Here is an 18,486-nt window from a genome sequence, read left to right on the forward strand (position 1 = left end):
CCCTCGACGGTGGGACGCAGGTCAGTCCGAGCCGCTGCCGCCGTCGGGGCGCGCGTAGGTGCGGATCCGGTAGCGCAGGCCGGAGGCCGAGGTCTGCGGTCCGCCGTCCTCGACGACGCTCCAGGCGGCGCCGATGGCGGGGGCGTAGGTGTCGCCCCGCACCGTCAGGTCGATCTCGGTGACGGACAGCGTGACGGCACGGTCGACGGCCTGGCGGTACAGCTGCCCGCCGCCGATCACCCAGGTCTCGGCGCCGTTGCCCCGCCCGGGTTCCCCGGCGGCGAGGCTCAGCGCCTCGTCGAGGGACCCGGCGCGGTCGGCGCCGTCGGCGGACCACTGCGGGTCGCGGGTCACCACGATGTTGCGCCGCCCCGGCAGCGGGCGGAACCGTGGCGGGAGCGACTCCCAGGTGCGGCGGCCCATCACCACGGGCCGCCCGAGGGTGGTCGCCTTGAAGTGGGCGAGGTCCTCGGGCAGGTGCCACGGCATCGTGTTGTCCGCGCCGATCACACCGTCCGGCGTCTGGGCCCAGATCAGTCCGATCCTCATACCGCGACCGGCGCCTTGATCGCGGGGTGGTGCTTGTAGTCGACCATCTCCACGTCGCCGTACGCGTAGTCGAAGAGCGACCCGGCCTGCCGCAGCCGCAGCTCGGGGAAGTCGAACGGCGTCCGCGAGAGCTGCTCGGTCACCTGCTCCAGGTGGTTGTCGTAGATGTGGCAGTCACCGCCGGTCCAGATGAAGTCCCCGGGCTCCAGACCCACCTGCTGCGCCACCATGTGGGTGAGCAGGGCGTAGCTGGCGATGTTGAACGGGACCCCGAGGAACAGGTCGGCGCTGCGCTGGTACAGCTGGCAGGAGAGCCGGCCGTCCGCCACGTAGAACTGGAACAGGGCGTGGCACGGGGCGAGCGCCATGGCCTCCAGCTCGCCGACGTTCCAGGCCGAGACGATCATCCGGCGCGAGTCCGGGTCGTTGCGCAGCGTGTCGAGGACCTGGCTGATCTGGTCGATGTGCCGCCCGTCCGGGGTGGGCCAGCTGCGCCACTGGGCGCCGTAGACGGGGCCGAGGTCGCCGTCGGCGTCGGCCCACTCGTCCCAGATCGTGACGTTGTGCTCGCGCAGCCACTTCACGTTGGACTCGCCGCGCAGGAACCACAGCAGCTCGTACACCACGGATTTGAGGTGCACCTTCTTCGTGGTGACCAGCGGGAACCCCTGCGAGAGGTCGTAGCGCAACTGGTGTCCGAACACACTCCGGGTACCGGTGCCCGTCCGGTCGGCCTTGGCCGTCCCGGCGGTGAGCGTGTGCCGCAACAGGTCTTCGTACTGGGTGTCCACCACGAGGGGCAAGTGTACGTGCCCGTCCGGTCCACCCTGATCCGTCCCGGCCCGCGAGGGTCGGGCGATCGGGGGTCAGGCGATCGGGAGCGGCGCGCCGCCGCCCTCCGGCCGGGGGCAGCACCAGCGGGCCGCGCCGTCGATCACCGCCGCGCGCATCGGGTGGCGGTGCCCGGGGCACGGGGGCAGGGCCGCTCCGTGGGTCAGTTCGATCGCCCAGTCCTGGAGCCGGTCGGCGAGCAGGACCAGGGCCTCGGCGGGGGCCAGGCCCGACGGGAGGTGGACCTCTGTCCGGTCGCCGCCGGTCGAGACCGCGACGCGCGTGCCCGACATCTGCGGCTCGCCGAGGGCCGGGTCCTCCGGCGCGTCCGGGTTCTCCGGGTTCTCCGGCGCGTCCGCGAAGACGATGGTCAGCGTCGAGTGGTACGGCACCTCGGAGGCGAGCGGCGGAGCGGGTGCGGGCCCGTCCTGGAGCACGGTCGTCGCCTCGATCCGGCACCGGCCGTCCAGCCCGAGCTGTGCCAGGACCGTTCGGGCCCACCCGGCGGCTGCCGTCGCGACATCGTCCATCCGGCGATTCTCCACGATCCGGCTCCCGGCCACGGGCGAACGGCGAGAACACCGGCCGGGCCGTTTCCGCCGTCCGTCGTCCGCCGTCGTCCGCTGCTCCCGGCGGGTCCAGCGTCGAGGCCACCGGTCGGGCGGGATCCGGGCCGTGGCGGCAGGAAGCGCCGGTGTGCACGCAATTTCCGAGGCGCCACAGCCACCCATGGTGCTACCCTGCAAGCAGGCGAGCTGGAAGCCCACCCCTTGGGGGTGCGGGAACCAGGCGCCACTGCGGAGTCGGGCCCCTGGCGGGCTGACCGGACACCGGCGGACCACAGCAGCTTCAACGCTCCGGTCCCGGGCACACCCGCAGCACCTGAGAGCGCTCGCCCCGGCATCCTCCGGGCGAACCCGCGTCAATGCGGCAGCGACAGCCGACGCCACCCGCACGGATCACCTCGTGGTCGTGCCGAGGCCCGAGGCCGCTTCGCTCGCCACCCCGCGCATCTCGACCGGCTCCCCGGCCGGACCGCGATTCCGCTCCGGCCGCCCGGCCGCTCACGGCCGCCGCGCCGCCACACCCTTCACACCGCACAGGAGTACCTGCTCGTGACGACCATCACCGAACCGACCATCACCGAACCGACCATCACCGAACCCACCATCACCGAACCGACCACCGAACCCACCATCACCGCCCCGCTGGACGGCCTGCTGAAGGCCGACCTGCACCAACTCGCCTCCGCCCTGGGCATCCAGGGCGCCGCCCGCCTGCGCAAGGGCGAACTCGTCGAGGCGATCACCTCCACCCGCTCCACCTCGACCCGCTCGACCTCCACGGGCTCCACCGCCCGCCCGCCGGAGCCGACCCGGGTTCCCCGCCCCGCGAGCACCGGGAGCGGCGAGGCGCGGCCCGGACAACGGGCACGGGCCCGTTCCGACGGACCGGCGCAGCCGGACAGCACCGCCACGAGCGACCTCGTCGCCGTCGCCGGAGTGCTGGACATCCGCGAGGGCAACGCCGTGCTGCGCACCTCCGGCTACCTCCCCGGCCCCACCGACGTGCACCTGCCCGCAAGCCAGGTGCGCGCGCTGGGTCTGCGGACCGGCGACGTCCTGACCGGCCAGGTACCGACCGGCGCGGCCCGCGCCCGTTCCGGCGGTGCCCGCTCCGGCGCCGGCCGCCCGTCCCTGGCCCGGGTCGACACGGTCAACGGCACTCCGGCCGAGGAGTCCCGGCCCCGACCGGCGTTCCACGACCTGACCCCGCTGTACCCGCACCGGCAGCTCCACCTGGAGACCGAGCCGGACCCGCGCCAGCTGACGGGCCGGGTCATCGACCTGGTGGCCCCGATCGGGATGGGACAGCGCGGCCTGATCGTGGCGCCGCCGAAGGCGGGCAAGACCCTCGTCCTGCAGTCGATCGCGGGGGCGATCGCCCGCAACCACCCCGAGGCGCACCTGATGGTCGTCCTGGTCGACGAGCGCCCGGAGGAGGTCACCGACATGCGCCGCTCGGTCAAGGGCGAGGTCATCGCCTCCACCTTCGACCGGCCCGCCCGCGAGCACATCGCGCTGGCCGAACTCGCCATCGAGCGGGCCAAGCGCCTGGTCGAACTCGGCCACGACGTGGTCGTCCTGCTCGACTCCCTCACCCGCCTCGCCCGCGCCCACAACGCCAACGCCCCCGCCCACGGACGGACCCTCAGCGGCGGCCTCGACGCGAGCGTCCTCCAGCACCCGAAGCGGCTCTTCGGCGCGGCGCGCAACATCGAGGACGGCGGCTCGCTGACCATCCTGGCCACCGCCCTCGTCGACACCGGCTCGCGCATGGACGACCTGATCTTCGAGGAGTTCAAGAGCACCGGCAACATGGAGCTCCGCCTCGACCGCCGCCTCGCCGACCAGCGCGTCTTCCCGGCCGTGGACATCAGGGCCTCCGGCACCCGCCGCGACGAACTCCTCCTCGGCCCCGCCCGCACCCCCGCCACCTGGGCCCTGCGCCGGGCCCTGGGCGGCCTCGACACCCAGCAGGCCACCGAACTCCTGCTGGACCGCGTGAAGCGCACCCGCAGCAACGCCGACCTCCTGCGCCAGGTGCTGACCAACTCCCCGTCCCGCTCGGCCTGAGCTTGTCCTTCGACCCCGTGGTCCCGGATGCTGGCGTCGTCGAGGTGGTGCCGGTGGATGGGGAAACCGTGGTGATCGAGTCCGTCACGTACCCGTCGCAGTGCCCTGCCTGCGGTTCGGAGACGGAGTGCGTCGGCGTTCAGGCGTTCGTCGGCCAGCGGCTCGAGTGGGACCTCGGCCACAACTGCTCCGCCTGCGGTGACGCGATGTACGAGTGCGGGCCCGGAGGGGACCGGACCCCGGACGACCTGCGGCGGCGCCTGCTGGCCGTGCACGGTGGCGCTCGGGTCGTGCTCGGTGACCGCCTCGCCGCTCCGGTCCTCGTCATGAAGGTTCTCCGCGCCGAACTCGGTGCGGATCCGACACAGGCGAAGGAAGCGCTCCAGCGGATCCGGGCCGGAACGTTCACAGGGACGATGCCCGAGATGGCCCTTCTCGCCCATCGGCTGCGCGCCGCCGGAATCGAGGCGACGGCGGATCGTCCCGCTGCGATCTGACGGTGCGATCGGGATGCCGGGGTGCCGGTGGCCGAACCCGGGGCAACCGCGGTCGTGCGGGTAACCTGCCGGGATGCCGTACGAGCTCAGCGCCGTCATCGGACGCTTCGACCTGCTCAGGAGCCGAACCGCCGGGATCCGGACGGCGTTTGTCGCCCCGCTCCGGCAGTCCATGGGGCTGCTGCCCGTCGCCGAGGACCACCTCGCGGAGTTGACCGGTGAGGACGGCGTTGCGCCCGGGCGCGGATCCGGCGGAGCCGCTGGGCCCGCTGGCTCCGACCGCCGTAACAGGCCCGACGACTCCACCACGACCGTGTTCGCGGCCGTGGAGCAGGCTCTCGGTCGGGCCATGACCGGCTGGGCCAGGGGCGGACCGATCGCCCTCGTGGAGGCCGACTTCCACGGCGGTACCGGGCATCAGGCCGCCGCTGTGTGGGAGAACGGGGCGAAGGTCTGGGGGCCGGTCAGGGACTCCGGGTTCACCGGCCCGCGGTAGGATTGGCCGATCAATGCCGCGCTTGCCCGCCTCGGCGCGGTCGCGGGCGGTTCGGAGGCCGCGGACCACCAGGACCTGTTCCTGGCGGCGGGCCTGGGCCGGGAACAGCACACGGACGGCTGGCGCGAGGCCGGCCGGGCCGCCCGGTGGGCGGCGGACTACGACGAGTGGCACCGGGAACGGGAGGCGGAGCGCGCACGAGCGGCGCGTGCCGCCGCGGAGTTCGAGCGCCACCGGCGGCTCCCGGACGTCCCCGCGGCCCTGGACGGCAGGGCGATCATGGAACTGCTCGGCCTGCCCCCGGGCCCGCTGATCGGTGCGGCCGTCCGGCACCTGCAAGAACTGCGTCTCGAACGCGGCCCGCTGGCACCGCAGGAGGCCATGGCGCTGCTCCGGGCCTGGGCCCGGAGCCAGGAGCCCCGTGCGGCCGCCGCGCCGACTCCTCCCCGGTGAGCCGGATCGGGTCGAACGGGCGGCTCGCGGTGGGCAGGCCCGGGCGGTCGCCCGACCGGGCCCGGCCGGGCGCGGGGCTGCGACACCGTGGTGAGGTGATCGCAGGCCCCACGCACGATGCCCTGCCCTGGCTCGCCACCGCGCCTGGGCCGTCCCGGCCGGCGTCCGGCCGGAACGGTCGCGGTGACCGTCAGGCCCGGTGCCGGAACCAGAGGTTCACGGCCTGCTCGCCGTGTGCGAACTGCCCCGGGGCGCAGTAGTAGTACACCTGCGGGTCCAGGTTCCCGGACCGGTCGAGGATGCCGTTCTGCGCCCGCTTGCTGCTGTTGCACTCGTTCCAGTTGGCGCCGCTGTCGCCGCTGGCGAAGGTGTACGTCAGTGAGTTGGCGTAGCCGGCCGCCGAGGCGGTCCCGGCGCTCACGGCGAGCATGCCGGTCGCCGCGGCTCCTGCGAGGAGCAGGGCCGCCGTTGTCCGTGCCGTGCGCTTCATGAGGGTGATCTCCCTTGTTCGTCGGACGGCGGACCGCGTGCGTGGTGCGGTGCCGGTCGTCCACCGAGCGGCTGCCCCCTGGAACGGGGGCTCCGTCCTGCCCGGTGCCCCGACTCTGGCCGACCCGTACCCGGTGGGCATCAGTCATCTGACTACGTTCGCCGACTCCGACCTCGGTCGATCCCCCGGCCTCGCCGAGGACGGCGTCGTCGCCCCGCGGCCGGAACTTCCCGGCGTACGAGCTGTGCGAATCGTCGGGCGAGTGCGCCGGTCACCCCCGTGGGCGGCGCGCGTCAGCGCGGGCCGGTGGCGACGGCGGCCACCACGAGTCCCGCCAGGACCAGGAACGCGAGCCCCACCGTCGCGTTGACCGTGCTGTGGCCCAGTGGCTGGCGCAGCCGCATCCGCCGCTGCCGGACCCGCCACTGCCAGTACCCCGAGACGGTCGCCGCCACCGCGAGGACGATCAGGTAGCAGGCCAGCCCGAGCCGCACGCCGTACGGGCCCACCTGCCCGAGTCCCAGGACCGCCAAGGCTCCCGCCAGCAGTGCCAGCGCCGTACGGGACCAGGCCAGGAACGTCCGCTCGTTCGCCATCGTCGCCCGGTAGTCCGGCTCCTCGCCCTCCTCCCACCACCGGGCGGAGCCCTTCGGCCCGCGCTCCCCGTCCTGCCGCGAACCATCCACAGACACCAGCTGCTCCTCGGGTTCCGTCGGCCCAGTCTCCCCGGCCGCGCGCGGGCGGTGCCGCACCGACGCGCGCTTCGCGGCCCGGGCCCGGGGTGATCCGGTCGGGGTGTGCCCACTGGGGAGCGGCTCCGGTCGGCGGTCCACCGGGAGAGCCGGGAGGTGAGCCCGCCTTCACCGCCGCCGTGCGCGGCGGTGCGTGCCCGGCCCCCGCCCGGTACGCCGTGCCGGCTGTCCTCCTGCCTGTCCGGGCTGCCCGATGCCTTTCCCGCCCGCCCGGCGTGCTCGCCCGGGCGGGCGCCGCGCTGTGGACGGTCGGCGTGTTCTCCGAGCCCGCCTCAGGCGGACCCGGCCGACCGTGGCCGGACAACGGTCCGCGGCCTGCGGTGCTGGACCCGCCGCCCCGACTGCTCCGGTGACGCCTGCGTTCGCCGCCCGCACCGCGTGCGGGGCCGCACCCCTGACCGCCCCGCCGTGTCGATAGGGCTCCGGCTGGACTTTCGTGGCCGGAGATTCCTCCTGGTCCGGCGGTGGGGGGCGCTGCGGCTGTGGCAGGCTTCCAGGAGCTGCGGCCGAAAGGGAATGGTGATCTTGGGCGACGTGGTGTCAGCTGACGATCCGGCCCGGGACCCGGACGAGCACGTCCGGTTCGCCCACTACCGGGAGGCGTTCGCCGGGGTAGCCGCTGAAGATGCGGCTGCTCTCGTCGTCCGGGTGCTCGGCGACCCCGATGGGCAGATGGCCAACAGCGCCGTCTGCGAGTACCTCGACCGGCGGGCCGCCGAACTGCTCACGGATCCCGGTTATCCCGCCTGGTGCCGGGAGATGACCGGACCGGTCGCGGTCGACGACTTCTCCGCCGGGCGCCTGCGCGAGTGGACTCTGCTGCGGACGATGACCTTGGAGGAGCCGTGGGACGCCGAGGCCCTGCTCACGGCCTCCGACTGGCTTCAGCTCCGCACCGCGGAGAAGTCCTTGGCCATGACCGCCCTGGCGACGCTGGCCGAGGGTGGCCGGACCCGGCGCGTCCGCAACAACGCCAAGTCCCGCCTGGCGGCCCTCGGCGGGCGACGGGGGCCGAACCGGGTCCTGCCGGCGTAGGCCGACAACCGCGTGTGGAGGGGCGCGTCGGCCGTCGGGTAGAGCTGGGCGGACGCCGAATCGGCCCGGTCCGCCGTGTGGCGGGCCGGGCCGATCCGATGCGGTCCGTGCTGTGGCCTGGGGTCAGCCGCTGTGGACGGCCTTGGTCCACCAGCCGCTCCAGTTGCCGCCGGCGTCCCGGTCGCGGAAGAAGTCCGCGCCGATGTTGAAGGAGCGCGAGCCGACGCTGAAGGCGTTGCCCTTGCGGTTGACGATCTTCACCTTGTTGGCGAAGTCGTTCTGGCCGCCCAGGGACATCCACGCGGCCTGGGCGCCCTTCGGCGGGAACCAGGTCGTCCACATGTTGTGGTCGGTGCCGATCACGAACAGCTGCTTGGTGCCGTCGGAGAGCGTGACGTAGGTCTTGCCGTCGCCGAAGTCGCCGCCGCAGAAGAACGTGCCGCCGTTCGCGGTGCAGGTCTTGGGCCGCGGGACCGGCTGGGCCGTGCCGCTGTCGCCGCCCTGGACCTGGGCGAGGGCCGGGGCCGAGCCCAGTCCGAGGGTGGCCACGGCCGCGAGGGCCACCACGGCGGTCCTGATGCTGTTCATCGATGCTCCTGGGAAGTGCCGGTGTGCACGGGAGATGCGGGCTGTTCGGGCCCGCCGACAGCCTTCGGCAGTGTGTGACGGAGCGTCAACGAATTCCGGGGCCAGCTGCCCCCGGTGCGGGCCGTCGGTGCCTCTGCGGGCAGGAAACGCCGGAACGGTGAACCGTCGCGGCTGCCGCGACCGGGACCGGCTGCCGCTGCTCGCCAATGCCGGCGCTCGATCCTTCCCGCGTCACCCGAGAAGGTGCCGCGTGCCCCTCCGTCGGGCGCGGATCTTGATCGGTTCGGGCCCGACGGCGGTGCCGCGAGCGGATTCGGGCACGATCGAGTCCACCACGTGGACAGCCGTCGGCCCGTGGCGCGGGCCTGTCGTCCGGTCCTGCGCGCGGTCGTGCGGCGCGCGCCGGCGAGTCGCTTCGTCGCCCTCGGGCCCCGCGCCGTCCCGCCGGGCCTTCTCCGGCCCTTCTCGTCCCGGAGAGCGGCGGGGCGGATCCGGGGCGCGGGTGAAGCCGATAGCGGATCGTGACATGACGAGCGCCCGTCGAACCGGAACCGGATGGCAGGATTCCGCATCCCCGGTCGCGGCCGCTCCCTCGTGGACGCCGGTCGCGTCACCCTGCCTCGCAGAGGAGCGCCATCGTGGTCCGTCCCTCCGGCCCGTTCCCCCACCGCCCCGCCCTGCCGGCGGCCCTCGCCACCGCGTCCGCCCTGCTGCTCACCGCCTGCGCCGGGTCGCAGGCCCCGACGGGTGTGGAGGACAACGCCCGGGCGGCGGTCCCGGGCGCGCAGCGCGCCGCCGGAGTGTTGCGGATCGGTTCGGACCTCAACTACCCGCCGGTCGCGTTCCGCGGTACGGACGGCAGGCCGACCGGTCTCGACCCGGACCTGGCAGAGGCCCTGGGGAAGGTTCTCGGCCTGCGGATCGAGATCGTCGACACGCCGTTCGACAAGCTGATACCGGGGGTCAACGACAAGCTGTTCGACCTGGCGATGTCGGGAATCAGCGACACGCCCGCGCGTCGCAACGCGCTCGGCGACAACGGGATGCCGACGGGTCGGCCCGGCGTGGACTTCGTCGACTACTTCATCGCCTGGACCTCGATCATCGTGCAGAAGGGCAACCCGAAGGGGATCCGGACGCTGGACGACCTCTGCGGTCGTACGGTCGCCGTGCAGCGCGGCACGACCCAGGACGAGATCGTCACCCGCCAGGTCGGCGCCTGCGAACGGACGGGCAAGCCCTTGCAGGTCCACCGCTTCGACGACGACACCGCGGCCCTCGCCGAGGTGGCGGCCGGCCGGGCGGTGGCGGACTTCAACGACCTCCCGGTGGCGGCCTACGCGGCCAGGACCTCCGACGACGGCAACCGGTTCGAGGTGACGGGCGCGCTGTCGCAGTCGAGTCCGTACGGGATCGCGGTGAACAGGAGCGACACCGCCCTGCGGGACGCGGTGGCGAAGGGGCTGGACGAGCTGATGCGCAGCGGGGCGTACGACGCGATCCTCGCGAAGTGGAACGTCGGCGCCGGTGCGGCCCGGGTGGCGGCGGTCAACGGGGGACTGTGACCCGGGGACGGTGGCCCGGAGGGAGCCCGACGCCGCTCGACCACTCACCCTGGGTGTCGAACCGCCGGAGTCGGCCGGGGAGGAACGGTCCGGGGCACCCGTTCCGGGAGTGCGGGGCGGCCCAGAACGCGGAATGACAATCCGACAGTTGGTGTGCGACGCTGCACCTCGCGCGGAGCCGTCCGCGCTGCGGGGGGAACCAGGGGTGGCCGCATGAACGACGAAGCGCAGCCGAGCGGGCCTCGGCAGGACGGCCGCGAAGCCCCGGTCGACGGGGCGGCGGACACCGCCCGCGGGTCGGGCGGGCGGACCGCGGGCGTCCTGGTGACCGTGGCGGGCCTGCTGCTCGCGGCCTCGGCGCTGCGGCCGGACGGCGGACTGCTCGGTGTGCCGCTCACGAGGGTCCCGGTCCAGGCGCTCGGGTTCGTCCTGCTGCTCGCGCTCGGCTGGCTGATCGTGGTCGGCCGGTTCGCGGCGCGCTTCCGTGCGGAGGTCCGTCACTTGGACGGGCCCACACCCTGGGCCGAGCGCCTGCGGGAGGCCGCCCTCGTCCTGCTGCCCGTGGCCGTTGTCGTCGTGCCGGTGCTGATGTTCGTCTTCCACCGGCGGGCGGACACCGGTTCGCCCGGGGCGCGGCCGGTGCCGGAGTTCGTCCTGCCCACGGTGACGCTGCCGCCCGAGGCCCACCGACCGGTCTCCGACGACCCACCGTCGGCGTTGGTCCCGCTGCTGTTCGGCGCGTTCGGGATCCTCCTCGTGATCGCCGTGGTCGTCGGCCTCGTCCTGCTGCTGCGGATGCGGATCGTCCGGCGGCGGCCGCCGACCTCACTGCCCGCCGCGCCGGGCCGGAGCGAGGACGCGTTGGCGGCCGCGGTCGTGACGGGGCGGCGGGCTCTCACGGGTGCCGACGCGCGGGCGGCGGTGATCGCCTGCTACGCAGCGATGGAGAGCTCGTTGGCCGCCTCCGGCCTGTCCCGCCGGGCTCCTGACAGCCCGACCGAACTGCTGGAGCGCGCGGTGGCCGACGATCGCGTCGACCCGGTCCACGCGCGGGCTCTGACCGCGCTGTTCCGGGAGGCCAGGTACTCCACCCACCCGATGGACGAGACGCACGTGGGCCGGGCGCGGACCGCCCTGGACGCCCTCGCCGCGCGACTGGCGGACCGGGCCGGCCCGCCGCCGGAGCCCGTGGCGGTCGGAGCGGGAGAGGCCGGAGCGGGCGGAAGCGTCGGCGCGGGCCGAGCAGCCGGAGGCCACCGATGAGCGCCCGCCCGAACCGGTGGACGGCCGATCACGCGACGTCCGCCGATCCCGCCGGGTCCGTCGGCCGGGCCGCCCCGACCGGCCGCCGCCTCGCCGTGCCCGGCTCCGTCCGGCACAGCCTGTTCGAGCTGACCGGGGCGGCGGTGCTGGCCGAGATCGTGTTCACGCTGGTCGGCGGCGCTCCCGCGGCCGCGGCGGGCGCGGTCCTGCTGACCGTCGCCGCCCTGCTCACCGCCCGGCACGTGGCCGGCGCCGGCTTCCTCGACATCGGCCTGCGCAGCCGCCAGCGCCTGCGGGATCCCCGCGAGCCGGGCCTCGGCGACTGGCGCTGGACCGTGCGCGAGGGTCTCGACCCGCAGGGCGAGGCCGGGCCGTTGCTCGGTCGCCTCCGCCGGCTCTTCGCGGCGCGCCTGTCCGAGACCCACGGCGTCTCGCTCACCGCCGACCGCGACCGGGCCGCCGAACTGATCGGGCCCGGGCTGTGGCCGTGGATCGATCCGGACGCCGCGGCCCCGGAAGGGGCTGTCCCGGCGGCCGTCCTGCTCGCGCTCGTCGACCGGCTCGAAGCCCTGCAACCGCCCGGCGCGACGCCGCCGAAGTCCGGCTAGCGGGCGCCGCGCAGAATCCACCGTTCCCCGGACCCTGTGCCCTGCACCCCGTTCCCCGCACCTCCCGCCGGTCCCGACGACCGGCCGACCGACGTCGCCCGTCAGGAGAGCCATGACCGCCGTTCCCCAGGCCCCCGCCCCGGACACCGAGCCGGCCCGGATGGCCGAGCAGAGCCCGGACCGCCCGACCGAGGCCGCCGCGCTGACGCCGCAGGAGGCCGGTCGGCGTGCCCGCGCGGTCGTCGAGGAGATCGAACGCGCCGTGGTCGGCAAGCCCGAGGCCCTCCGGCTGGTGATGCTCGGCGTGCTGGCCGGCGGCCACGTGCTGATCGAGGACCTGCCGGGGCTCGGCAAGACCCTGCTGGCGCGGTCCTTCGCCACCACCCTCGGCCTGGACTTCCGCCGGATCCAGTTCACCCCCGACCTGCTGCCCTCGGACGTCACCGGCGCGCCCTTCTACGACCGGCGCAGCGGCGACATGGTGTTCCGCCCCGGGCCGCTCTTCACCCAGCTCCTGCTGGCCGACGAGATCAACCGCACCCCGCCGAAGACCCAGGCCGCACTGCTGGAGGCGATGGCCGAGGGCCAGGTCTCCGTCGACGGGGCCACCCGCCGGCTGCCGCAGCCGTTCGTGGTGATCGCCACCGCCAACCCGATCGAGTACGAGGGCACCTACTCGCTTCCGGAGGCCCAGCTCGACCGCTTCCTGCTCCGGGTGCGGATGGGCTACCTCTCCTCCGGCCTGGAGGCGTCGATGCTCCGGGCCCGGCTGGACCGCGCGATGCCCGAGCCGGTCCTGGAGGCCGTCAGCAGCCCGGCCGAACTGCTCGCGATGCGGGCGGCGCTGGAGCTGGTCGAGGTCGACGACGACCTGGTCGACTATGTGATCGCGCTGGTCCACGCCACCCGCAACGACCCGCAGATCCAGGTCGGCGCCTCGCCGCGCGGCGGTCTCGCGCTGGTCCAGCTGGCACGGGCCCGGGCCATGCTGGAAGGCCGCGACTACCTGACGCCGGAGGACGTGAAGGCGCTCGCCGTCCCGGCCCTGGCCCACCGGATCACCCTCACACCGGAGTTGTGGGTCCGCCAGGTCGAGGTGGACGACGTCCTGGCGCGACTGGTGGCCACCGTTCCGGCGCCGCGGACCCTGCCACGCGCGCCCGGCGGTCCGGAGAGCGGCCCGGTGGACTCCCCGGGCGGCGCCCGGTGAGCCCCGAGCCCGCCGCCGGCCACCGGCGCGGGGAGCGGGCCCGCCGGCTCGCCGCCCAGAGCGCTACGGTGCGCGCGCGCCCGGTCCGGCGGCTCGCCGGCCCGGTCGGCGGCCCCGGTCCGACGGCCGGTGCGCATTCCAGTGCGCACCCCGGTGCGCACCCCGCGCCTGAGCGTCCGGCCCGGCCCCCGGGCCCGACCGGCGCACGGAGCGGCGAAGGGCCCGACACACGGAGCGACACACGAAGCCACGCGCGTGTCGGCACGCGCACCGGCCGCCGGCCCGGCTCGCAGAGCCCCGACCGGGCCGCCGCGCGCCTGGTCGCCCGCAGCCTGCGGGCCACCTCGGCCGGCCAGCCGAGCACACCGCCCTCGCCGTACTGGCGGCCCGGCGAGCGGACTCTGCGCCTGCTCACGGTGGCCACCGCCGCGGCCGTCGCCGCGCTGGCCACCGGTCACGCCTGGCTGCTCGCGCTGGCGGCGGGCCCGGCCGTCCTGCTCGGCCTGGCGGCCCCGGGCGACGACCGGCCGTCCCGACTGGAGGCCGAGAACGCCGTCACACCCCGCCGCTGCCTGGAGGGCGAGCCGATCATCGTACGGATCACCGTCCACCACGACGGCCGGATCGGCCGGCTCGACCCGGCCGTCGCCCTCGGCCCGGGCGTCACCCTGACGGCGGTGACCGTCGGCGCCACTGAGGTGGACCTGGTGGTCCGGGTGGAACGCTGGGGCCGCTGGACCTTGGGCAGCGTCGACATCGACGTCTACGACACCGGCGGTCTGGCCCGCCGGACGGTACGCACCGACCTCGGCACCGTGGACGTCTTCCCCGAGCCGAGCGCGGCCCGCCTCACCCCGATCCCGGTGCGGCTGCCCGAACGCCTCGGTGAGCACACCACCGCGCACGAGGGCACCGGTGTCGAGGTCGTCGGTGTGCGCCCGTACGTGCCCGGTGAGCGCCAGCGGCGCATCCACTGGCCGTCGACCACCCGCCGCGACGCCGTCCAGATCAACCAGTTCGCGGCGGAGCGGGCCGCCGACGCGGTCGTCCTGCTGGACACCCTGGCCGACTTCCGGGACGCCGCCAGCGGCCGCTCCAGCCTCGACGAGACGCTGCGCGCGGCCACCGGGCTGACCCGCGCCTACCTGCGTCGGCACGACCGGGTCGGCCTGATCGCGGTCGGCGGGAAGCTGCGCTGGCTCACCGCGGGCAGCGGGGAGCGGCAGTCCTACCGGATGGTGGAGAGCGTGCTGGAGGTCCGTCAGGACCGGTCCTACCGGGGGCTCCTCGCGCCCAGGCTCCCGGTGGCGGCACTGCCCCGGCACGCGCTGGTGTACGCGTTCACCTCACTGGCCGACCAGCGGATCCTGGACGTGCTCGGCCGGGTCCGTGACCTCGGCAACCCGCTGGTCGTGGTGGAGATCCCGGCCGGCGAACCGGCGGTGGAGCCGGACGACGAGATCGACGCCGTGGCCCTGCGGCTCTGGCACGCCGAACGCGAGGCGATGCGGTCGGCGCTGCGGGCCCGGGGCATCCCGGTGGCCCGCTACACCCCTGGCGAGGCGCTCGACCTGGCGCTCGCACCGCTGCTGCGCCGCCGGATCGGGGGAGGAACCCGATGAGCACGCCCGACCACGTCCCGACCGAGATCGAGACCGGGACCGAGACCGAGGCTGAGGCCGAGATCCTGATCCCGACCGGGGCCCCGGCCCCGGTCCCCGCCGCGACCGGGCCCGCCGCCCCGTGGCCGCGATGGGCCGAGCGGGCCGCGCTGCGCTGTACCGGTGTCGCCCTGGTGCTCACCGCCGCCGGGGTCGGCACCGTCGACGGTGCGGCGGAGCGGGGCGGGCCCGCCGCCGTGGCGGCCGCCGCGGCCTTCGCGCTCTGGGCCGCCCCGCCGCTCGACGAGCCGCCGGACCGCCCGCACAGCTGGCCCGGTCGGCTCGCCGGGTCGCGCAGCACCGTGCTGGCGGCCGGGAGCGTCCTGCTGGCCGCGTTGGGTGAGCTCCCGTTCGGGCAGATCGCTTTGGTGGCCGCGCTGCTGATCGGCTATCTGCTCCTGGTCGACGTTTTCGGCCCACAGGGCCACCGGGCCCGGCCCGCGCACGCGCTGGCCGCCCTCGCCGCGTCCGGGCTGGTCCTGTCCGTCGCGTTCGCGCGGACCGGGGCGGGGGAGTGGTCGCGTCCGATCGCGCTGGTGGGTCTGGTGGCGGCGGGCTGGGGCGTCGCACGGGCACTCCGGCCGCGGGCCCGCCGGGAGCGGGCGTAGGGGCCGCACCCCGCCGGTTGAGCGGCGCCGGGCCGGCCGGACCGGCCCGCCCGGCGCCTGCGGGCGTCGCCCCGTGCGGTCGGTCCCCGTGCAAGCCCCGTTCGTTCCAGAGGGTTGGTCTTCGTGCGTCGGCCGCACGGCGCCGGGTGCTCCGGCGACCGGCGGTGCTGCGCGCCGCCCTTGAGCGGGTGAAGACGGGCTTCGACGGCTTCTGCGGCAGGTGACCGGCGCCCGTGCGGAGCAGGTCGGGACCCGGTGCCGCGGAGCAGGTCGGAACCCGGTGCCGCGGGGCAGCCGACACGGCCCGGATGTGTGCCCCAAAGGCCATGTCGGCCGGAGCGCGAGCGGTGGCACGATCCTCCCGGCACGCGGCGCCGGCCCCGAACGGTCGGAGGTGCGTGCGTCCGGCCCGGCTCGTACCCGGAGCGTTTCCTGGAACGGATCTTCCGGGTGGTTCCCGGAGCCGGAGGTTGCCCGCGTGCGGGCAGAGACGGTCCGGCCGTCGGCGAACCGCCGACGAGGACCGGCGACGCTCTGCGCGCGGGGAAAGAACTCGACTCCCCGCACCGTCAGTTCGGCAGGTTCGTCCGGGGACGGGCGGAGCCGCTCGGACAAGGATCAGAACCGACAGACAAGCCGCGCCGGTCCACCGGGACCGCCCGACCGGCGCGAATCCGGAGGGGACATCGTGCGCGACGTCCCCCGTCGTTCGAGGAGAGCACGATCAACCGACACTGGAGAACCACCGCCGGTGCCCTGCTGGCCGCGGTACTCGGCTTCGGGACGCTGACGCTTCCCGCGGCCGCCCCGGCACACGCGGACAGTTCCATGAGCACCCCGTCGTACCAGAGCCTGAGTTCCGCCACGGCCGGCTCGGACTGGATGAAGGGCGTTCCCGGCGGCACCGGTCTGGGCGCGATGTCCATCCCCGGCACCCACGAGTCGCTGTCGACCTTCGGCGGTGACGCCACGCAGACGCAGGAGGGCGACTCCACCCAGGCCGGCAACCTGGCCGGCCAACTGGCGGCCGGCATCCGGGCCTTCGACATTCGGGTCCGGGTCGTCGGTGGGCGGACCAACGCCCAGGGCGACTACCTCGACGGCTCGTACGCCGTCCACCACGGAGGCTATTACCAGCACGCGATGCTGGGAGACGCCCTCAACCGGTTCCGGACCTTCTTGACGAACCATCCCGGCGAGACACTGCTGCTCCGGCTGAAGGCCGAGTGCACCGGTAAGCTGGATTCGTGCACTGACGACCTTACGGACCCGGACGCGCCGCTCCAGTACGACGAGAACGGCATGGCCTTCCCGACCCCTCCTTCCGGCGACACCAGAACCGCCTACCGGAAGAATCTCTTCGATCATTACCTGATGCTGTACCCCGATCTCTTCTACGGCCCGTCGGTCGCCCCGCCGACCGCCACGGGGAAGCAGACCGAGGTTCCGACACTCGGCGCCGTCCGCGGGAAACTGGTACTGACGGCCTTCTACGGTCCGGGCGGCGGTGACTACCAACGGGGCCTGAAGCAGGCTTCCGACCTGTCGGAGAACAAGTCCGCCAGCCTCGCCGACGGCGACTGCGGGACCAACACCGACTCCACGTACCACAAGTGCTTCGTCCAGGACGAGTACAGCGTCCCCAACATGATGGCCATAGCCAGCAAGCGCGACTACGTGCGACGGCATCTGGACCGTCAGAACAGCGACCCCGACCAGGACCGGAAGCTGTACATCAACTACATCAGCGGAACGTCGCTCGGGGCCTACCCGTACTCGGTCGCCAGCGGCTGCGCCGCCGGGATCTGCACGAGTCAGGGCGTCAACGAGTTCCTGCTGACGTATCTCAACCAGACCACGGGCACGCACGCTCCGGTGGTCCGCACGGGCGTCGTGATGATGGACTTCCCCGGCGGCGCCCTCATCGACAGGATCGTCGGTTACAACTTCTTCAAGTCCGGCGCGGGCGGCACCGCCTCCCCGAACGAATCGACGCGCAAGGCCGACTCGTTCCTGCGGAAGGCCATCGACCAGCACGGCGCCCCGGACGCCCTCCGGGTCCCGCAGAGCTACACGGGCGGCCACTTCGGGGCCGGGGGCCCGTTCGGACCGACCGGTTACCAGTCGTCGTTCACCTACGACAACGCCGTGACCGTCATAGCCCTCCTGACGAACCACACCGGTACCGACTTCACGCACGCCATCGCCCTCGGCGACAGCCTGCTGTACGCCCAGGACCACGACCCGGTGAACGACGGCCGGATCCGGGCCTCCTACCTGCCGACCCCGTTCGTCACCACGCTGGGCCGGGACTACCCCGTCGGCACCCCCTACATCGGCGGCTGGTCGGTCTACACCGGCAACATGGCCTGGGCGGGCATGGCCTTCAGCCACCTGTACCAGGCCACCGGTGACCGCAAGTACCTCGACGGCGCGCTGCGGGCGGCGAACTGGATCCAGGCCAACTCCGCCGACTCCCGCGGTGCCGGTGGCTACACCGGCGGCTATGCCGACACCTCGGCCGCGGCGGACGGCAGCGGCCTGGTCCAGCGGACCTGGAAGGCCACCGAGCACAACATCGACGTCGGCGCCTTCTTCGCCATGCTCGGCAAGCTCGACGGCGACCAGGTGTGGAAGAACCGTTCCGACAACGCGTTCGCGTTCGTCAGGACCATGCAGGCCCCCAACACGTCCCTGTGGACCGGGACCGGCCCGGACGGCGTCACCACCAACGAGGACGCCGTCCCCGAGGACGTCCAGACCTGGAGCTACCTGGCCACCCTGGACCCGGCGTACGCGCCCACGGTCGACTTCGCGGCGGGCCGCATGGCCGCCACCGACGGCGAATACACCGGCGTCAGCTTCGGCGCCGTCGACACCAGCGGCGTCTGGTTCGAGGGCACCGCCCACCTCCTGGCCGCCTACCGGGCCCGCAACGCCCCGGGTGACGCGGGCCGGGCCGCAGTGCTGACGGCGACGCTGGAGAAGGCCCAGAAGCAGGACCCGAACACCGACGGGGAAGGAATCGTCGCCTCGTCGCACGACGGCCTGGACACAGGGCAGGGCGACTTCTACTACACGTCCCTGCACACCGGCGCGACCGCCTGGTACCTCATCGCCGCCCTGGGAGGCAATCCCTTCCGGCTCTGACCGGGGTGCTTGCACCCCGCTTGTGCCCGGCCCCGGAACGGTTCCGGGGCCGGGCACAAGCACGCGCGGGTGTTCGTCCACCGCGGACCGGCGG

At 74.1% G+C, this 18,486-nt stretch carries 18 protein-coding genes; 12 read left to right on the forward strand and 6 right to left on the reverse strand.

Features of this window, described 5'->3' with window-relative positions:
- Nucleotides 1-21: 21 nt before the first annotated feature.
- The 3 genes from ACIQ9P_RS21920 to ACIQ9P_RS21930 all read right to left on the reverse strand — a co-directional run bounded on the left by ACIQ9P_RS21920 (nucleotide 22) and on the right by ACIQ9P_RS21930 (nucleotide 1,910).
- Complete coding sequence (locus tag ACIQ9P_RS21920; protein ID WP_402358479.1) at nucleotides 22-549, reverse strand: dihydrofolate reductase; 528 nt, start codon at nucleotides 547-549, stop codon at nucleotides 22-24.
- On the reverse strand, nucleotides 546-1,343 hold the full coding sequence (locus ACIQ9P_RS21925; protein WP_402358482.1) for a thymidylate synthase: 798 nt from the start codon (nucleotides 1,341-1,343) through the stop codon (nucleotides 546-548). The genes ACIQ9P_RS21920 and ACIQ9P_RS21925 overlap by 4 nt, the downstream gene beginning before the upstream one ends.
- 72 nt (nucleotides 1,344-1,415) lie before the next feature.
- On the reverse strand, nucleotides 1,416-1,910 hold the full coding sequence (locus ACIQ9P_RS21930; protein WP_402358485.1) for a hypothetical protein: 495 nt from the start codon (nucleotides 1,908-1,910) through the stop codon (nucleotides 1,416-1,418).
- A 585-nt stretch (nucleotides 1,911-2,495) separates the two neighbouring features.
- Between ACIQ9P_RS21930 and rho the strand changes: the two genes are divergently transcribed.
- The 4 genes from rho (at nucleotide 2,496) to ACIQ9P_RS21950 (ending at nucleotide 5,462) form a co-directional block, all read left to right on the forward strand.
- Entirely contained in the window at nucleotides 2,496-4,016 is a 1,521-nt protein-coding gene (gene rho, locus ACIQ9P_RS21935) for a transcription termination factor Rho (protein WP_402358488.1), read from the forward strand.
- Nucleotides 4,017-4,018: 2 nt separating this feature from the next.
- On the forward strand, nucleotides 4,019-4,513 hold the full coding sequence (locus tag ACIQ9P_RS21940; protein WP_402358491.1) for a hypothetical protein: 495 nt from the start codon (nucleotides 4,019-4,021) through the stop codon (nucleotides 4,511-4,513).
- A 73-nt stretch (nucleotides 4,514-4,586) separates the two neighbouring features.
- Nucleotides 4,587-5,009, forward strand: coding sequence for a hypothetical protein (locus ACIQ9P_RS21945; RefSeq protein WP_402358494.1), 423 nt, complete (start codon nucleotides 4,587-4,589; stop codon nucleotides 5,007-5,009).
- Between the two features lie 279 nt (nucleotides 5,010-5,288).
- Nucleotides 5,289-5,462, forward strand: coding sequence for a hypothetical protein (locus ACIQ9P_RS21950; RefSeq protein WP_402358497.1), 174 nt, complete (start codon nucleotides 5,289-5,291; stop codon nucleotides 5,460-5,462).
- 190 nt (nucleotides 5,463-5,652) lie between these two features.
- Here the strand turns inward: ACIQ9P_RS21950 and ACIQ9P_RS21955 are convergent, their stop codons facing one another.
- Both ACIQ9P_RS21955 and ACIQ9P_RS21960 read right to left on the reverse strand, forming a co-directional pair.
- Nucleotides 5,653-5,952 carry a hypothetical protein gene (locus ACIQ9P_RS21955; protein WP_093858361.1) on the reverse strand — a complete coding sequence of 100 codons (300 nt, stop codon included), beginning with the start codon at nucleotides 5,950-5,952 and terminating at the stop codon, nucleotides 5,653-5,655.
- A 293-nt stretch (nucleotides 5,953-6,245) separates the two neighbouring features.
- The gene (locus tag ACIQ9P_RS21960) at nucleotides 6,246-6,644 is read right to left on the reverse strand and encodes a YidH family protein (RefSeq protein WP_402358500.1); all 399 of its coding nucleotides are present in this window, start codon (nucleotides 6,642-6,644) and stop codon (nucleotides 6,246-6,248) included.
- A 594-nt stretch (nucleotides 6,645-7,238) separates the two neighbouring features.
- Between ACIQ9P_RS21960 and ACIQ9P_RS21965 the strand changes: the two genes are divergently transcribed.
- Nucleotides 7,239-7,739 carry a hypothetical protein gene (locus tag ACIQ9P_RS21965; protein ID WP_402358503.1) on the forward strand — a complete coding sequence of 167 codons (501 nt, stop codon included), beginning with the start codon at nucleotides 7,239-7,241 and terminating at the stop codon, nucleotides 7,737-7,739.
- Between the two features lie 123 nt (nucleotides 7,740-7,862).
- On the opposite strand, the gene ACIQ9P_RS21970 is transcribed toward ACIQ9P_RS21965, so the two are convergent.
- Nucleotides 7,863-8,327, reverse strand: a complete 465-nt coding sequence (locus tag ACIQ9P_RS21970; RefSeq protein ID WP_402358506.1) for a hypothetical protein — start codon at nucleotides 8,325-8,327, stop codon at nucleotides 7,863-7,865.
- Between the two features lie 638 nt (nucleotides 8,328-8,965).
- Between ACIQ9P_RS21970 and ACIQ9P_RS21975 the strand changes: the two genes are divergently transcribed.
- From ACIQ9P_RS21975 to ACIQ9P_RS22005, 7 genes are all read left to right on the forward strand, one after another.
- Nucleotides 8,966-9,892: an ABC transporter substrate-binding protein gene (locus ACIQ9P_RS21975; RefSeq protein ID WP_402358509.1), complete on the forward strand. Its 927-nt coding sequence runs from the start codon at nucleotides 8,966-8,968 to the stop codon at nucleotides 9,890-9,892.
- Between the two features lie 213 nt (nucleotides 9,893-10,105).
- A complete protein-coding gene (locus ACIQ9P_RS21980; RefSeq protein WP_402358512.1) occupies nucleotides 10,106-11,155 on the forward strand; it encodes a DUF4129 domain-containing protein in 1,050 nt (349 codons plus the stop codon).
- The gene (locus ACIQ9P_RS21985; RefSeq protein ID WP_402358515.1) at nucleotides 11,152-11,763 is read left to right on the forward strand and encodes a hypothetical protein; all 612 of its coding nucleotides are present in this window, start codon (nucleotides 11,152-11,154) and stop codon (nucleotides 11,761-11,763) included. Before ACIQ9P_RS21980 ends, ACIQ9P_RS21985 begins: the two co-directional genes overlap by 4 nt.
- 160 nt (nucleotides 11,764-11,923) lie before the next feature.
- The gene (locus ACIQ9P_RS21990; RefSeq protein ID WP_402358879.1) at nucleotides 11,924-12,973 is read left to right on the forward strand and encodes an AAA family ATPase; all 1,050 of its coding nucleotides are present in this window, start codon (nucleotides 11,924-11,926) and stop codon (nucleotides 12,971-12,973) included.
- A gap of 416 nt (nucleotides 12,974-13,389) precedes the next feature.
- Entirely contained in the window at nucleotides 13,390-14,595 is a 1,206-nt protein-coding gene (locus ACIQ9P_RS21995; RefSeq protein WP_402358518.1) for a DUF58 domain-containing protein, read from the forward strand.
- On the forward strand, nucleotides 14,592-15,242 hold the full coding sequence (locus ACIQ9P_RS22000) for a hypothetical protein (RefSeq protein WP_402358521.1): 651 nt from the start codon (nucleotides 14,592-14,594) through the stop codon (nucleotides 15,240-15,242). The genes ACIQ9P_RS21995 and ACIQ9P_RS22000 overlap by 4 nt, the downstream gene beginning before the upstream one ends.
- 828 nt (nucleotides 15,243-16,070) lie before the next feature.
- Nucleotides 16,071-18,392, forward strand: a complete 2,322-nt coding sequence (locus ACIQ9P_RS22005; RefSeq protein ID WP_402358524.1) for a hypothetical protein — start codon at nucleotides 16,071-16,073, stop codon at nucleotides 18,390-18,392.
- The last annotated feature ends 94 nt before the right edge of the window (nucleotides 18,393-18,486 follow it).

The sequence above is a fragment of the Kitasatospora sp. NPDC094019 genome, assembly GCF_044764505.1.
GTDB lineage: Bacteria > Actinomycetota > Actinomycetes > Streptomycetales > Streptomycetaceae > Kitasatospora.

Excerpts from the sequence above, each read along its gene's own strand:
- ACIQ9P_RS21970 (WP_402358506.1), bottom strand. The coding sequence starts at position 8,327 with ATGAACAGCATCAGGACCGCCGTGGTGGCCCTCGCGGCCGTGGCCACC.
- ACIQ9P_RS22005 (WP_402358524.1), top strand. The coding sequence starts at position 16,071 with ATGAGCACCCCGTCGTACCAGAGCCTGAGTTCCGCCACGGCCGGCTCG.
- ACIQ9P_RS21990 (WP_402358879.1), top strand. The coding sequence starts at position 11,924 with ATGGCCGAGCAGAGCCCGGACCGCCCGACCGAGGCCGCCGCGCTGACG.
- ACIQ9P_RS21920 (WP_402358479.1), bottom strand. The coding sequence starts at position 549 with ATGAGGATCGGACTGATCTGGGCCCAGACGCCGGACGGTGTGATCGGC.
- ACIQ9P_RS22000 (WP_402358521.1), top strand. The coding sequence starts at position 14,592 with ATGAGCACGCCCGACCACGTCCCGACCGAGATCGAGACCGGGACCGAG.
- ACIQ9P_RS21950 (WP_402358497.1), top strand. The coding sequence starts at position 5,289 with ATGGAACTGCTCGGCCTGCCCCCGGGCCCGCTGATCGGTGCGGCCGTC.
- ACIQ9P_RS21980 (WP_402358512.1), top strand. The coding sequence starts at position 10,106 with ATGAACGACGAAGCGCAGCCGAGCGGGCCTCGGCAGGACGGCCGCGAA.
- ACIQ9P_RS21955 (WP_093858361.1), bottom strand. The coding sequence starts at position 5,952 with ATGAAGCGCACGGCACGGACAACGGCGGCCCTGCTCCTCGCAGGAGCC.
- ACIQ9P_RS21985 (WP_402358515.1), top strand. The coding sequence starts at position 11,152 with ATGAGCGCCCGCCCGAACCGGTGGACGGCCGATCACGCGACGTCCGCC.
- ACIQ9P_RS21930 (WP_402358485.1), bottom strand. The coding sequence starts at position 1,910 with ATGGACGATGTCGCGACGGCAGCCGCCGGGTGGGCCCGAACGGTCCTG.
- ACIQ9P_RS21945 (WP_402358494.1), top strand. The coding sequence starts at position 4,587 with ATGCCGTACGAGCTCAGCGCCGTCATCGGACGCTTCGACCTGCTCAGG.